Genomic DNA, 14545 nt, shown 5'->3' on the forward strand with positions numbered 1-14545 from the left:
TCACCGTACTTGTAATACGGGGGTTGCGGGTTCAAGTCCCGCTGCCGGCCCCAGACGAAGCGATGCCCCGGGCGAAGTCTCGCCCGGGGCATCGGCACACGGAACGCGGATCAGGGGGCGTTCCGGGCGCTGGACGCGGTAACCAGCCGGTCGTGCGACGAGGATGACACCTCACCGACCCGCGCGTCCACACCCTGACCCCACATCCGCGGAAATCCGCACGATGTGCACGAACGCGAAACGGCGCGGTCCGGCCGACGCCCGCCGACTCAGCGCCCGCCGGCTCAGCGCCCGCCGGTGATCTTCCGTTCCCGCTGCGCGACGCCGGCCGTGCCGTAGGGGTAGTCGTCGATGCGGGGAGCGCTGGCGTCGGTCAGCCGGGCGAGCTCGTCGTCGGTGAGCACCAGGTCCGCGGCACCGAGGTTGTCCTCGAGCTGCGACAGGGTGCGGACACCGAGGATCACGCTCGTGACCGCGGGCCGGGCCAGCAGCCAGGCGAGTGCGACCTGCGACTTCGACGCGTCGTGGGCGTCGGCCACCTCGGAGACGGCGTCGAGCACCTCCCACGTGCGCTCGTCGCCGTTGCGGGCCTCCCACGCCTCCATGCCGCGCTCCGGGTTCTCGCCCAGGCGGGTGGCGCCGGACGGGGCCTCGTCGCGCTGGTACTTGCCCGACAGCCAGCCGCCGGCCAGGGGCGACCAGGGCAGCAGGCCGATGCCGGCGTCGAGGCAGGCGGGCACGACCTCGTGCTCGATGTCGCGGACGAGCAGGTTGTACTGCGGCTGCAGGGTGACCGGCGGTGCCCAGCCGTGCGCCTTCGCCTCGTAGACGGCCTTGGTGACCTGGTAGCCGAGGTAGTTCGAGAACCCGTACGAGCCGATCTTGCCGGCGGACACGGCGTCGTCGAGGAACCGCAGGGTCTCGTCGATGGGGGTCAGGGCGTCCCAGGCGTGCATCTGGTACAGGTCGATGTGGTCGACGCCGAGCCGTTCGAGCGAGGCGTCGAGGGCCACGCGCAGGTGTCGTCGGGACAGCCCGAGGTCGTTCGGACCGTCGCCCTGCGGGAACCGGCCCTTGGTGGCGAGGACGACCTGCGCCGCCTCGGTGGGGTGTGCTGCGAGCCAGCGGCCGATGATCCGCTCGGACTCGTTGCCGGAGTAGACGTCCGCCGTGTCGACGAGCGTGCCACCGGCGGCCACGAAGGCGTCGAGGATGGCGTGTGAGGTGGGTTCGTCGGCTTCGCTGCCGAACGTCATGGTGCCGAGGGTCAGCGTCGACACCGATGTCCCGCTGTTGCCGAGGAGTCTGTAGTCCATGGCGGGGACGGTACGCCCGGTGGGGTCCGACCGAGGGGACCCACGAGTACCCCTCAGCGCGGGGCGGACAGGAACCGCAGCGCCGCTTCGCGGAACGGCCGCGAGGTCGGTGCGTTGAAGTGGTTGCGCCCCGGGATCTCGAAGAAGGTGGCGTCCGGTGCGGCCTCGGCGAGCCGGACCGCACTGTCGCGGATGCCGTCCTCACTGCCGGCCGCGATCAGGAGCGGCTGCGCCGGGGCGTTCTGCGGGGTCGGCTCGATGCTGTTCCGCATCCCCTCGACCATGGCCACGAGCGCGCCGAGGTCGTTGCCCTCGACGTTGCCCGCCATCGTCAGGTAGCCGTTCGTCACGCGGTCCTCGATCGGGGTGCCGTCGGCGATGTAGGCCTTCGCCTGGTCGACGCGGACGCGGCGCATCGGGTCGGCGTCCGGGATCCCGCCGAAGACTGCTCGCGAGATCCGGCCCGGCAGGCGTTCGGCGGTGTGCCAGCCGACGCGGGCGCCGAGCGAGTAGCCGAGGTACGCGACGTCGTCGAGCAAGTACGTGTCGATGACCGTGGTGACGTCGGCGACGAGCAGGTCCATCGAGTAGGCACCCGGATCGTGCGGCTTCGCGCTCGCGCCGTGCCCCCGCTGGTCGAGCGCCAGCACGCGGTAGCCGGCACGGACCAGGTGTCGCGTCCAGCCCGATGCGTGCCAGTTGAGCACTGCGCCGGAGGCGAACCCGTGCACCGCGATGACGGCCGGGGCGTCGGGGTCGCCGAAGTCGTAGGTCGCGAGTCGCAGCCCGTCGGGCGACATCACGAACCGGGGGCGGGGCGCTTCGGGGACGAGTGACATGTCCTCTCCAGCGTATCGGGGCAGTGTGGTCGCCATGGACGGCTACGGCGGCGATCAGATCCGGGCGGCGGAACGCCCCCACCTCGACGCGGGGGAACCGCTCATGCAGCGAGCCGCCGCAGGGCTCGCGCGGATCGTCGGCGACCTGCTGGACGACCCGGCCGTGCGGCCGATCGACGGGCCGGGATCGGTCCTCGTGCTGGCGGGCAGCGGCGACAACGGCGGGGACGCCCTGTTCGCGGGTGCTCGCCTGGCAGCAGCCGGGAGGCACGTGGCGGTCCTGCGCGTCGGCTCCCGTGTCCACGAGGCCGGCCTGGCAGCGGCGCTGGACGCCGGCGCCCGTCTGCTGGACGGCGCGTCCGGCACCTCGGGACCGAACGCGGGCGGAGCGGCCGACATCCTGCGGGCAGCCGGCCGGAGCGACGGCGAGCGCCTGGCCGACGTCGCGACCGAGGCGGCACTCGAGGCCGACCTGGTGCTCGACGGCATCCTCGGCATCGGGGTGCACGGCGCGACCGCACTGCGGTCCCCCGCCCGCGAGGTCGTGGACGCGATCCGCGAGCTCGCCCGCGACCAGCGCGCGCCGTTCGTCGTCGCAGTCGACGTGCCGAGCGGCGTCGACGTGGACACCGGCGGTGTCGCGGACGACCACGTCCTGCACGCCGACGTCACCGTCACGTTCGGCGGCGTGAAGGCCGGACTGCTGACCGGACCCGCCGCCACCCTCGCGGGTCGGATCGAACTCGTCGACGTCGGGATCGGTGCGGACCTGGCGGCGATGGAACCGCTGATCCGCACCTGATCCCGCGCCGGGGTCAGTGGTGCTCGTACAGCACGGGCTCCGGCAGACCGTGCTCGGCGCGGATGCTGCGCGCGATGCCCTCGATCGCGACCAGGGCGTCGACCACGAGCTCCGGCGTCACCGGGAACGGCATGTTGTGGATGGTCTCGCCCTCCACCGTCGCCGCCTCGGCCACGGCCTGCAGCACGTCGCGGTCGTCCACCGTCAGGCCGATCTCGGTCAGGGTGTTCGGCAGGCCGACCTTCGTGGTGAAGACGACGAAGTCCTCGAGTTCCTCCGCCGGGGCGCCCTCGAGCACGAGCTGCGCGATCGTGCCGATGTTGACCTTCTGCCCGTGCGCCAGGCCGTGGGCCTGCGGAGCGGCGGTCAGCCCGTTGTGGATCGCGTGGGCGGCGGCGAGCCCGCCCGACTCGAACCCCAGGCCGGACAGCAGCGTGTTCGCCTCGACGACCTTCTCGAGCGCGGGGGTGACGACCTTGGACTTGACGGCCTCGATGGCCTGCAGGGCGTTCTCGTGCAGAAGCTTCCACGACAGTTCGGCCAGCGCGACGCCGGTCTGGGTCTGCAGGCCGCCGGCCATGGTGTCGGCGTTGGCACGCTTCGCGGCACGGGCCTCGACCCAGGTCGCCAGCGCGTCGCCGATGCCCGCGACCAGGAACTGCACCGGGGCGTTGGCGACGAGCCTGGTGTCGATGAGCACGAGGTCCGGGTTGTGCGGGAAGAAGCGGTACTCGATGAACTCGCCCTCGGCGGTGTAGATGACGGCGAGCGCCGAGGTGGGGGCGTCGGTGGACGCGGCCGTCGGGACGCTCGCCCACCGGATGCCGGCCAGGTGTCCGGCGGCCTTCGCGGCGTCGATGGCGGAGCCGCCGCCGAGTCCCACGATGACGTCGGCGTCCTTCGCGGCGATCTGCTCGACGAGCTCGTCGACGGCTTCGGGGGTGGCGAAGCGGCCGAACCCGACACGCTCGACGGCCAGGTCGGCGGACCGGAAGCTCTCGGTGACGGCGGTCTCGACGATGCCCCAGACCACGTCGTCGGCGACGATCAGGGGCCGCTTGCCGATCGGGGCGATGAACTCGCCGACGCGGGTGATCGCGTCCTTGCCCTGGACGTAGCGGGCGGGGCTCATCACGGTGCTGATGGGAGTGGCCATCGTGCGGTTCCTTCCGGTTGTACGACAGGTGTACGTCAGGTGTCGGGGTGGCCGACGCCGCCGACGGTACGCGGGGCCGCTGATCGGTAGGTTCGGGGCCATGACGTTCAACGACGATGCTCGGCTTCGGGGCGGCAAGGTCAAGCGGCGGGGTCGCACCACGGCGATCGGCGGTGGTGCCGTGGGTGTCGGCGCCGTCGTGGTGTTCCTGATCCTGCAGTTCACGGGGGTCGACCTGAGCGGGATCGTCGGCGGCGACAACGGCCTGACGACGATCCAGCAGGGGGGCGAGTCCGCCGACGCCGCCCCCGAGTGCCGGACCGGGCGGGATGCCAACCTGCGCGTCGAGTGCCGGATGGAGGGCGCAGCCGAGTCCCTCGACGCCTACTGGACGTCCGAGGCACGATCCCTCGGCATCTCGTACACCTCGCCGGAGTTCTTCCTGTTCCAGGACTCCACCGACACCGCGTGCGGGCAGGCGTCCGCCGCGACCGGCCCGTTCTACTGCCCGCCGGACCGGGCGGTCTTCCTGGACACCGCGTTCTACGACGACCTGCAGTCGCAGTACGGCTCGTCAGGCGGTCCGCTCGCGCAGATGTACGTCGTCGCGCACGAGTGGGGGCACCACATCCAGCAGCTGCAGGGATCCTTCGCGAGCACCGACCGCTCCGGCACGGGGGCGTCGTCGGACAGTGTCCGCGTCGAGCTGCAGGCGGACTGCTACGCCGGGGCCTGGGTCGGCGACGCCGCGACCACCGAGGACGCGGACGGCGAGACCTTCTTCGAGCCGATCACCCGGACACAGATCACGGACGCCCTGTCGGCGGCGAGTGCGGTGGGCGACGACAGCATCCAGGAGCGTTCGACCGGCCGCGTCGACCCGGACTCGTTCACGCACGGGTCGAGCGAGCAGCGGCAGCGCTGGTTCCTGCGGGGCTACCAGCAGGGTGCGACGCACTGCGACACCCTGAGCATCCCGGGTTCGGCCCTGTAGCCGCGCCGTTGCGGACGTCAGGCCCGGTGCCAGCTGGCACCGGGCCTCCCGTCCGTGGTCAGCGCGTCAGCGCTCGTCCGGACGTCAGCGCTCGTCCGGACGTCAGCGCTTGGTCGGCGTGGGCGTCGGGGTCGCGCTCGGGGTGGGCGTCGGGGTCGCGTCGGTCGTCCCGGCGGCCGTCACCACGAAGGTGCGGAAGTCGTCGTTCGTGACCGGCGAGGTCAGTTCGTACCGCTGGCCGTTCACGAGCACGAGCGGCGTGCCGGGGAACTCCTTGAGCGTCGACCCGGGGATGGTGCCGTCGGACACCTTCGACGTCTGCTCGTCCACCCACTTGGCGTAGTCCTGGTCGGTGATGCAGCTCCGGACGGCGCTGCGCTCCTGGAGTCCCTGCACACCCGTGACGACGTCGGTGAGCTCCGCGTCCGTCAGGCCCGCCGTGCCCTCGTCCGGCTGCTTCGCGAAGAGCGCCTGGTTGACCGCGTAGAACTGGTTCGGCGAGTGCTCGGCGACGCAGGCAGCGGCGTTCGCGGCGCGGAGCGAGTACTTCGTGCCCTGCGAGCGGTTCGACAGGATCGCGACCGGGTGGATGTCGACCGTGGCCGCCCCGGAGTCGACCAGGTCCTTGATGTAGTCACCGTTGGCCCGCTCGAACTGGCCGCAGCCGGGGCAGAGGTAGTCGACGTACAGGGTGATCCGGACGGTCCCGGCACCGTCGGTCTCGGCGTTGCTCGGGGCAGCAGAGGCCGATCCGGACGCGGACGCGGTGACCGGCTTCAGGTCCTGTCCGATCGTGATGCCGCCCTGCGACATCGTCGACGGTCCGGGCCCGGCGGGCTTCACGGAGTCGACCAGCACGAGCGTGACGATCGTCGCGGCGGCGAGGAGCACGACCCCGAGCCCGATCTGCAGTCCGAGCCGGACACCGCGCTGGCGTCGCTTCTGCTGGGTCCGGGCACGCTGGGCTCGCTGGCGGGCGGCTTCACGGCGCTCGTTCCGCGCGGCGCGGGCAGCACCCTCGGGGCGGTTGTTCATCGGTGCGTCGTCCTCCTGATCGGTGTCCGCTCGGCGTTCCCCTGCTCGGCGGACGGACCCGGCGATTGTAGTGGGGCGCTCTGGGAAGCAGCCGACCAAGGGGGAAAACACTGGCGCACCCGGGTGAACTCGTGTTGTATGAAGCTCGACAGTCGACGACGACTGTCCGGGGCCCGTACGGGCACACCGCTTCACTCGGATCGTCCGGCACGTACCTGCCGGTGAAGGAAGGACCGAACGCTCATGGCGTCCGTCACCTATGACAAGGCAACCCGTCTCTACCCCGGAGGCAACCGTCCCGCGGTCGACTCCCTCGACCTGGACGTCGCCGACGGCGAGTTCCTCGTCCTCGTCGGCCCCTCGGGCTGCGGCAAGTCCACCTCGCTCCGCATGCTGGCCGGCCTCGAAGAGGTCAACTCCGGTCAGATCCGCATCGGCGACCGCGACGTCACGGACGTCCCGCCGAAGGACCGCGACATCGCGATGGTGTTCCAGAACTACGCGCTGTACCCGCACATGACCGTCGCCGAGAACATGGGCTTCGCGCTCAAGATCGCCGGCGTCGGCAAGGAAGAGCGCGCCACCCGCGTGCAGGAAGCCGCCAAGCTCCTCGACCTCGAGGACTACCTCGGCCGCAAGCCGAAGGCGCTCTCCGGTGGTCAGCGTCAGCGTGTCGCGATGGGCCGTGCGATCGTCCGTCAGCCGCAGGTGTTCCTCATGGACGAGCCGCTGTCGAACCTCGACGCCAAGCTCCGCGTCCAGACCCGCACGCAGATCGCGTCGCTGCAGCGTCGTCTCGGCGTCACCACGGTCTACGTCACGCACGACCAGACCGAGGCACTGACGATGGGTGACCGCATCGCGGTGCTCAAGGACGGCATCCTGCAGCAGGTCGGCACCCCGCGCGACCTGTACGAGAAGCCGAACAACGTGTTCGTCGCCGGCTTCATCGGTTCGCCGGCCATGAACCTGCTGCCCGCCGACGTCATCGAGGGCGGCATCAAGTTCGGCACGCTCAACCACGCGATCGACCGCGACACCCTGTCGAACGCCCGTGCCGCACAGATCACGGTCGGCATCCGCCCCGAGGACGTCGTCGTGTCGCAGTCCGGCGAGGGCCTGCCCGTCACGGTCGACGTCGTCGAGGAGCTCGGCGCCGACGGCTACCTCTACGGTCACGCCGACGTGAACGGCCAGCGCGCCGACATCGTCGCCCGCGTCGACGGTCGTGCGCACCCGTCGATCGGTGACACGATCGTCATCACGCCGAAGCAGGGCCACGTGCACGCCTTCGACACCGAGTCGGGCGACCGCCTCGACGACAAGGCCGTCGTCAGCGCGTAACCAGCGCACTCCCCCGAGAGCCCGCGCCCGCCTCACCAGGCCGGACGCGGGCTCTCGGCTGTCCCCGACACCAGAGGAACCACCGTGCCCGACTCGATGTCCATCACCGCCGCCACCGTCGACCCCGGCCTGCTCGACCTGCCGTGGGACCTGCCGCTCGCCGACTGGCCCGACGACGCGATCGTCGCGCTGCCGAAGGGCATCTCTCGGCACCTCGTGCGGTTCGTGCACCTGAGCGGGTACGTCGCCGCGGTGAAGGAGACCGGCGAAGAGGTCGCCCGGTCCGAGTACGAGATGCTCCGGACCCTGCAGCGCATGGACGTGCCGTGCGTGGACCCGGTCGCGGTCATCACGAACCGCGCCGATGCCGACGGTGAACCACTGCACCCCGTGCTCGTGACCCGTCACCTGCGGTTCTCGCTGCCCTACCGTGCGCTCTACTCGCAGACGCTGCGCCCGGAGACCGCCACCCGTCTGGTCGACGCCCTCGCGCTGCTGCTCGTCCGCCTGCACGTCATCGGCTTCTACTGGGGCGACGTGTCCCTGTCGAACACGCTGTTCCGTCGCGACGCCGGAGCCTTCGCCGCGTACCTGGTCGACGCGGAGACCGGCAAGCTCTACCCCGGCGGGCTGTCGAACGGCCAGCGCGAGAACGACCTCGAGGTCGCCCGCGTGAACATCGCCGGCGAGCTCCTCGACCTGGAGGCCGGCGGACGGCTCGACGAGAACGCCGACCCCGTGGACGTCTCGAACCGCATCGTCGCCCAGTACCGCACGCTCTGGACCGAGCTCACCGGCACCGAGCAGTTCGACATCAAGGAACGCTGGCGCATCAACGACCGCGTGGAGCGCCTGAACGAGCTCGGCTTCGACATCGAAGAACTGTCGATCCACACGACCGAGGGCGGCTCGCAGGTCCGGATCCAGCCGAAGGTCGTCGACGCCGGGCACCACCAGCGCCGACTGCTGCGGCTCACCGGGCTCGACGCCGGCGAGAACCAGGCCCGGCGCCTGCTCAACGACCTCGACTCGTACCGTGCCCGCAACGGCCGTGACGAACTCGACGAGGAGATGGTGGCGCACGAGTGGGTCTCACGGGTCTTCGAGCCCGTCGTCCGGTCGATCCCCCGTGACCTGCGCGGTCGGCTCGAACCCGCCGAGGTGTTTCACGAGCTGCTCGAGCACCGCTGGTTCATGTCCCAGCAGGAGGAGCGTTCCGTCTCCCTGCCAGAGGCCACGACCGCGTACATCAACGACGTGCTCCGCCACCGTCGCGACGAGCGCCTGCTCATCAACCCGCCGACCTCGTCGATCACCGTGCCGATCCCGGTGCTCGACGACGACGCCGCCGATGAGTCCGACGACGTGGACGACTGGCGCGCCACCGTCTGACGCGGTCCCCGGTCGGTCACGACGCCCCGCCGGGTGGGTGCCGACTGGTCACAGACCGTCGCTGGCGGCGTCGCGCAGCGACGACGCGTGACCACACGGCCGACACCCGCCGACGGGTCGTGGCCGCTCGGGGTTCGAGAACGCGACCGCCTGGAGGCCCGGCGTGCGTCCCGGAAACCGGTGCCGGCCCTCCAGACCGTCACCTGCACCGCCGGTGGTGCCGTTGGACGTCGAGCGGTCACGACACCCCACAGGTGCACGTCGGCCGGTCACGAACCGTCGCCTGCGGCGTCGCGCAGCGACGACTCGTGACCACACGGCGGGCATCATCCGACGTGTCCTGACCCGTCGGGCCTGCCCCGGTCGGCGCCGCACGCAGGAACGGCCGCCTCCCACGAGGGGAGGCGACCGTTGCTGCGGACGAAGCGCCGGGGCTACGCGGTGCGGCGGCGCCGCGCGACCTCCCACAGGGTGACGCTCGCGGCGATGCCGGCGTTCAGGGACTCGGTGGCGCTCGAGATCGGGATCGACACGATGGCGTCGCAGGTCTCGGTGACCAGGCGCGACAGGCCCTTGCCCTCGGAACCGACGACGATCACGATCGGGCGGTCGGCGAGCTCGAGGCCGTCGAGCTCCACGTCACCGTCGCCGTCGAGGCCGAGGACGAACAGGCCCATCGACTTGAGCGACTTCAGGGTCTGCGTCAGGTTCGGGGCCATCGCGACGGGGGTGCGGGCCGCGGCACCGGCCGAGGTCTTCCACGCCGACGCCGTCACACCGACCGAGCGACGCTGCGGCACGATGACGCCGTGTCCACCGAAGGCCGCGGTCGAGCGGATGATCGCACCGAGGTTGCGGGGGTCCGTGATGCCGTCGAGGGCGACGAGCAGCGGGACCTGGTCGCGCGAGAACGCCTGCTCGACGATGTCCTCGGACACGGCGTACTGGTACGCCGGCACCTTGAGGGCGACGCCCTGGTGCACGCTGTCGTGCCCGGTGATGCGGTCGAGCTCGGGACGCATGAGCTCGATGATCGGCACGCCACGGTGGTTCGCGAGCGCGAGGATCTCCTTCACACGGTCGTCGACCTCGATGCGCGACGCGATGTAGAGCGTCGACGACGGGGTCTTCGTGCGCAGCGCCTCGAGCACCGAGTTGCGCCCGGTCACCAGCTCGGAGTCGTCGGTCTTGCGTGCCGGCGGACGGCCGGTGCGACCCTGCGGGGTGCTCGAGGAACCGTGCCGACCCTTGGCTGCCTCGAAGCGGTCCTTCGCGGCCTTGCGCTTGCCCGCGGGGTGGTACGGGCGGTCCTCGGCCTTCGGGGTCGGCTTGCGGCCCTCGAGCGCCTGCGCGCCCTGTCCGCCGGAACCGACCTGCTTGTTGCCCTTGCGACCGGCGCGGACGGCGCCGGGCCGACCCTTCTTGCTTCCCGAGACGTTCTTCATGCGTAGCTCCTGTTCGGCACTGCCGTGTTCAGGCGATGCTCCAGCGTGTTCCGGACGGCGTGTCCTCGATCGTGATGCCCGCGGCGGCGAGGTCGTCGCGCACGCGGTCGGCCGCGGTGAAGTCCCGTGCTGCCCTGGCGTCCGCGCGCTCCTGCACGAGGCGTTCGACGAGGGCGGCGAGCGGGCCTGCCGAGGTGTCGTGGCCGCCGCCCGACCAGTGGGCGGCTCGCGGGTCGATGCCGAGCACCTCCACCATCGCAGCCACCTGATGGTACGCGGTCCCGAGCGTTTCCGCATCGTCGGCGTCCAGGGCGGCGTTGCCGGTGCGCACGGTCTCGTGCAGCACGGCCAGGGCCTGGGGCACGGAGAGGTCGTCGTCCATGGCCGCGGCGAAGGCCTCGGGCACGGATGGGGCATCGGTGAGGTGGACGCCCTCGAGCCGGGGCTCGGCGCGCTCCAGGAACCCGGCGATGCGGTCGTACGCCGCCTCGGCCTCGGCCAGGGAGCCCTCGTGGTGGTCGATCGACGAGCGGTAGTGGGCGGCGCCGAGGAAGTACCGGACGACCGCGGGACGAGCAGATCCGATGAAGTCCGCGGCGAAGATCGAGTTGCCGAGCGACTTCGACATCTTCTGCCCCTCGACCGTCACCAGGCCGTTGTGCAGCCAGTACGACGCGAACGGGTCCCCGGCGGCCGTGGACTGCGCGAGCTCGTTCTCGTGGTGCGGGAAGCGCAGGTCGAGCCCGCCGCCGTGGATGTCGAACGCGGGGCCGAGGTACCGACGTGACATCGCCGAGCACTCGATGTGCCAGCCCGGACGGCCGGCGCCCCACGGGGAGTCCCAGTTGGCGGTCGACGGTTCGCCGGGCTTCGCACCCTTCCAGAGCGCGAAGTCACGGGCGTCGCGCTTGCCACGCGGATCGGCGTCGGCAGCCTCGACCATGTCCTCGCGCCGCTGCCGGGTGAGCACCCCGTAGTCGGCCCAGCTGCCGGTGTCGAAGTAGACGTCGCCCGAGCCGTCGTCTGCGGCGTAGGCGTGCCCGCGATCGATGAGACGCTGGATGATCTCGTGCATCTGCGGCACGCTCGCCGTGGCCCGCGGCTCGTAGGTCGGGGGCAGGATGCCGAGGGCGTTGTACGCGGCGGTGAACTCGAGCTCGACCCGGTAGGCGCGTGCGAACCACGCTTCGTCCGTGCCGGCAGCCAGGTCGAGGACCTTGTCGTCGATGTCGGTGACGTTGCGCACCAGGGTCACCCGGTACCCGCGGTGGGTGAGCCACCGGCGCCAGATGTCGTAGACCAGCGCGGACCGCAGGTGCCCGATGTGCGGCGACGACTGCACCGTCGGCCCACAGACGTAGACGCTCACGTGTCCGTCGACCAGGGGCACGAGGTCGACGACGGCTGCGGCGCGGGAGTCGTAGAGGCGAACGGTCACGCCTCAACCCTAATCGGCGCGGGGCCGCGGTTTCAGGAGGGACGCACGAGCGCGGTGGCGATCGCGGCGAGCCCCTCACCGCGGCCGGTGAACCCGAGTCCGTCCGTCGTGGTGCCGGACACCGCCACGGGTGCGCCGACCACGGCGGACAGGGCATCCTGCATCTCGTCACGGCGACGACCGATGCGCGGCCGGTTCCCGATGACCTGCACGGTGACCGACACCGGCACGAGCCCCGCGTCGGCGAGCAGCGTGACCGCGCCGCGGACGAAGACGTCGCCCGTGGCGCCGGCGTACTGCGGGTCGGCGGTGCCGAAGCGGCCGCCGATGTCGCCGAGCCCCCCGGCGGAGAGCAGGGCGTCGCACACCGCGTGCGCCACCGCGTCGCCGTCGCTGTGGCCGGAGAGCCCGGGTTCGCCGGGGAAGTCGAGCAGCCCGACGCGGCAGGGCGAGGCGTCGTCGAAGGCGTGCACGTCCACCCCGAGCCCGAGTCGGACCGCGACGGCGTCCGCCTGGCCGGCACCCGCCGCACCGGCACCAGCACCAGCACCAGCACCAGGACCGGCTTCGGACCGCGCCCGCACGATCGACTCGGCCCGGCCGAGGTCCCACGGCGTCGTGATCTTGAAGGCGTCGGCGTCACCCGGCACGAACCGGACGGTGCCCCCGACGGCCTGGAACACGCCGGCATCGTCCGTCTCGGACTGCGACGACACCGCGTACGCCCGCCGGAGTGCGGCGAGGGGGAAGCCCTGCGGCGTCTGCACCCCGACGAGTGCGGCACGGTCGACGGTCTCGACGACGACGTCACCGTCGACGCGCTTCACGGTGTCCGTGACGGGGAGTGCCGGCACGACGCCCGCACCGTCCCCGGCGGCGACGGCGTCGAACACCCGCGCGAACTGCGCCGCGGGTGTCAGGCACCGTGCCGCGTCGTGCACGAGCACCGTGGTGACGGAGTCCGGCAGCACGGCCAGGCCGGCCTCGACCGAACCGTGGCGATCCGCGCCTCCGGCCACGACGGCCGTGTACGCGACCGCAGCACCCGCGACGGAACCGACCACCTGCCGGCACTCGTCCAGGTGCGACGCCGGTGCGACCACGACGACGAGCGTCGGCGACGGCAACGCGAACAGGGGCTCGAGTGCCCGCGCGAGCATCAGCGAACCGGCCACGGGCACGAACGCCTTCGCCGTCCCGATGCCGAGCCGGGTGCCGGACCCCGCTGCAACGACGACGACCGCCCGGTCCACCCCGTCGGGGAACCGTGCGGTCGTCGTTCGTGCTGTCGCGCTCAGTGGTTCAGCGTTCAGGCGTTCAGGAGGCCAGGACCTCGTCGAGGACGGTCGATGCCTTGTCCTCGTCGGTCTTCTCGGCCAGCGCGAGCTCGGAGATCAGGATCTGCCGGGCCTTGGCCAGCATCCGCTTCTCACCCGCGGAGAGCCCGCGGTCCTGATCGCGCCGCCAGAGGTCGCGGACGACCTCGGACACCTTGATGACGTCACCGGAAGCGAGCTTCTCGAGGTTCGCCTTGTACCGGCGTGACCAGTTCGTGGGCTCTTCCGTGAACGGCGCCCGGAGGACCTCGAACACCTTGTCGAGCCCTTCCTTGCCGATCACGTCGCGGACGCCGACCAGGTCGACGTTGTCCGCCGGGACCTCGATCGTCAGGTCGCCCTGCGTCACCCGCAGCTTCAGGTAGACCTTTTCCTCGCCCTTGATGACGCGAGTCTTGACTTCAGAGATGGTTGCCGCCCCGTGATGGGGGTAGACGACGGTCTCGCCGACCTCGAATTGCATGTATCAGGCTCCGTTCCCAGACCTCCAGTTTACCACAAGGGCCGTTCCGGTAAGGGGACCCTCAACGCTCACCCCTCCCGGTGATCGCTAGGATGGGCGCGGGGACCGCCCGGTCCTCATCGTGACTTACGGAGGAATCTCTTGCGACCTCGGGTACTCGTGTCCGTCGCCGTTGCGGCAACCATCGCGCTCGGCGCCACCGGGTGCGAGTTCATGTCGCCGGCCCACACCGTCGACATCAAGCAGATCACCGACGGCGTGGACGTCTCGACCGGCAAGGTCGACGTGCGGAACGCCCTGCTGATCTCGGACGACGGCGAGAGCGCCCGCTTCATCGGCACGCTCGTGAACAACGACGACCAGGACGACTACACCGTCTCGATCGAGATCGGCGGCGACACCCGGACCGTCGACGTGCCGGCGAACAGCCACGTCGACCTCGCCATGGCAGCGGGTGCGGGCAGCGACGCCGAGTCGAGCGTGCAAGAGGGCGACACCACCCAGGGCACCACCGCCGCCGACGCCGAGCCGATCGTGTTCGACAACGCGGACGCGAAGCCCGGGTCGCTCGTCAAGGTCTACTTCAGCTACCCCGACGCCGAGGGCACCTCGGCGAACGTGCCGGTGCTGACCAGCTCGCAGGAGGAGTACCAGACCCTCGCGCCGAGCCCGAGCCCGACCCCGGAGCCGACCGACACGGTCACGCTGCCGACCTCGACCCCGACGGCCACGCCGACGGACGGCCAGTAGTCCGTCCGCGCTGACGCGCTGACGCGACGCTCGACCACTGCAGACCGGGAGGCCCGGTGCCGGTCCCAGGGACCGGCACCGGGCCTCCTGTCCGTGCGGTGCACACACCAGCCGTCGCCAGCCGTCGCGCGCGCCCTCGCGCGCGGCCCGGTCATGACTCGTCGCAGACCACTCGTCGAGTGGTCACGAACCGTCATTGCAAGGCGCCGGAGGCGACGACTTGCGACCACTCCC

At 71.2% G+C, this 14545-nt stretch carries 13 protein-coding genes; 5 read left to right on the plus strand and 8 right to left on the minus strand.

Features of this window, described 5'->3' with window-relative positions; translation table 11 throughout:
- Positions 1-284: 284 nt before the first annotated feature.
- Positions 285-1316, minus strand: coding sequence for an aldo/keto reductase (locus QRN30_RS05650; protein ID WP_056071789.1), 1032 nt, complete (start codon positions 1314-1316; stop codon positions 285-287).
- Between the two features lie 53 nt (positions 1317-1369).
- Positions 1370-2155 (minus strand): alpha/beta fold hydrolase, encoded by a 786-nt coding sequence (locus QRN30_RS05655; protein WP_042539307.1) that lies wholly within the window; start codon positions 2153-2155, stop codon positions 1370-1372.
- On the opposite strand from QRN30_RS05655, the gene QRN30_RS05660 reads away from it, so the two are divergent.
- Positions 2154-2957, plus strand: coding sequence for an NAD(P)H-hydrate epimerase (locus tag QRN30_RS05660; protein WP_284760610.1), 804 nt, complete (start codon positions 2154-2156; stop codon positions 2955-2957). The two genes, QRN30_RS05655 and QRN30_RS05660, sit on opposite strands and share 2 nt — an antisense overlap.
- 13 nt (positions 2958-2970) lie before the next feature.
- On the opposite strand, the gene QRN30_RS05665 is transcribed toward QRN30_RS05660, so the two are convergent.
- A complete protein-coding gene (locus QRN30_RS05665; protein ID WP_284760611.1) occupies positions 2971-4113 on the minus strand; it encodes a glycerol dehydrogenase in 1143 nt (380 codons plus the stop codon).
- A 100-nt stretch (positions 4114-4213) separates the two neighbouring features.
- Between QRN30_RS05665 and ypfJ the strand changes: the two genes are divergently transcribed.
- Positions 4214-5107 carry a KPN_02809 family neutral zinc metallopeptidase gene (gene ypfJ, locus QRN30_RS05670; protein ID WP_284760612.1) on the plus strand — a complete coding sequence of 298 codons (894 nt, stop codon included), beginning with the start codon at positions 4214-4216 and terminating at the stop codon, positions 5105-5107.
- Between the two features lie 102 nt (positions 5108-5209).
- Here the strand turns inward: ypfJ and QRN30_RS05675 are convergent, their stop codons facing one another.
- On the minus strand, positions 5210-6142 hold the full coding sequence (locus QRN30_RS05675) for a DsbA family protein (protein ID WP_017888060.1): 933 nt from the start codon (positions 6140-6142) through the stop codon (positions 5210-5212).
- Between the two features lie 243 nt (positions 6143-6385).
- Here QRN30_RS05675 and QRN30_RS05680 point away from each other — a divergent pair, with 243 nt between their 5' ends.
- Together QRN30_RS05680 and QRN30_RS05685 are read left to right on the plus strand one after the other, a co-directional pair.
- On the plus strand, positions 6386-7486 hold the full coding sequence (locus QRN30_RS05680; protein WP_017888061.1) for an ABC transporter ATP-binding protein: 1101 nt from the start codon (positions 6386-6388) through the stop codon (positions 7484-7486).
- A gap of 84 nt (positions 7487-7570) precedes the next feature.
- Positions 7571-8878: a DUF4032 domain-containing protein gene (locus QRN30_RS05685; RefSeq protein WP_017888062.1), complete on the plus strand. Its 1308-nt coding sequence runs from the start codon at positions 7571-7573 to the stop codon at positions 8876-8878.
- 434 nt (positions 8879-9312) lie between these two features.
- Here QRN30_RS05685 and rlmB read toward each other — a convergent pair whose 3' ends face one another.
- The 4 genes from rlmB to QRN30_RS05705 are packed head-to-tail and all read right to left on the minus strand — an operon-like array spanning position 9313 to position 13561.
- Positions 9313-10323, minus strand: coding sequence for a 23S rRNA (guanosine(2251)-2'-O)-methyltransferase RlmB (rlmB, locus tag QRN30_RS05690; RefSeq protein ID WP_017888063.1), 1011 nt, complete (start codon positions 10321-10323; stop codon positions 9313-9315).
- A 28-nt stretch (positions 10324-10351) separates the two neighbouring features.
- Positions 10352-11761 (minus strand): cysteine--tRNA ligase, encoded by a 1410-nt coding sequence (cysS, locus tag QRN30_RS05695; protein ID WP_042539317.1) that lies wholly within the window; start codon positions 11759-11761, stop codon positions 10352-10354.
- Between the two features lie 32 nt (positions 11762-11793).
- Positions 11794-13074, minus strand: a complete 1281-nt coding sequence (gene ispD / locus QRN30_RS05700; RefSeq protein WP_489181449.1) for a 2-C-methyl-D-erythritol 4-phosphate cytidylyltransferase — start codon at positions 13072-13074, stop codon at positions 11794-11796.
- Between the two features lie 4 nt (positions 13075-13078).
- Positions 13079-13561, minus strand: coding sequence for a CarD family transcriptional regulator (locus tag QRN30_RS05705; RefSeq protein WP_017888066.1), 483 nt, complete (start codon positions 13559-13561; stop codon positions 13079-13081).
- Positions 13562-13702: 141 nt separating this feature from the next.
- Between QRN30_RS05705 and QRN30_RS05710 the strand changes: the two genes are divergently transcribed.
- On the plus strand, positions 13703-14311 hold the full coding sequence (locus QRN30_RS05710) for a hypothetical protein (RefSeq protein WP_284760614.1): 609 nt from the start codon (positions 13703-13705) through the stop codon (positions 14309-14311).
- Positions 14312-14545 lie beyond the last annotated feature (234 nt).

This window comes from Curtobacterium sp. MEB011, from assembly GCF_030209655.1.
GTDB lineage: Bacteria > Actinomycetota > Actinomycetes > Actinomycetales > Microbacteriaceae > Curtobacterium > Curtobacterium poinsettiae.

What these genes read in the sequence shown, in the direction of transcription:
- QRN30_RS05650 (WP_056071789.1), bottom strand. Translation starts at nt 1,316, where the DNA reads ATGGACTACAGACTCCTCGGCAACAGCGGGACATCGGTGTCGACGCTG.
- QRN30_RS05660 (WP_284760610.1), top strand. Translation starts at nt 2,154, where the DNA reads ATGTCCTCTCCAGCGTATCGGGGCAGTGTGGTCGCCATGGACGGCTAC.
- QRN30_RS05655 (WP_042539307.1), bottom strand. Translation starts at nt 2,155, where the DNA reads ATGTCACTCGTCCCCGAAGCGCCCCGCCCCCGGTTCGTGATGTCGCCC.
- QRN30_RS05665 (WP_284760611.1), bottom strand. Translation starts at nt 4,113, where the DNA reads ATGGCCACTCCCATCAGCACCGTGATGAGCCCCGCCCGCTACGTCCAG.
- ypfJ (WP_284760612.1), top strand. Translation starts at nt 4,214, where the DNA reads ATGACGTTCAACGACGATGCTCGGCTTCGGGGCGGCAAGGTCAAGCGG.
- QRN30_RS05675 (WP_017888060.1), bottom strand. Translation starts at nt 6,142, where the DNA reads ATGAACAACCGCCCCGAGGGTGCTGCCCGCGCCGCGCGGAACGAGCGC.
- QRN30_RS05680 (WP_017888061.1), top strand. Translation starts at nt 6,386, where the DNA reads ATGGCGTCCGTCACCTATGACAAGGCAACCCGTCTCTACCCCGGAGGC.
- rlmB (WP_017888063.1), bottom strand. Translation starts at nt 10,323, where the DNA reads ATGAAGAACGTCTCGGGAAGCAAGAAGGGTCGGCCCGGCGCCGTCCGC.
- QRN30_RS05705 (WP_017888066.1), bottom strand. Translation starts at nt 13,561, where the DNA reads ATGCAATTCGAGGTCGGCGAGACCGTCGTCTACCCCCATCACGGGGCG.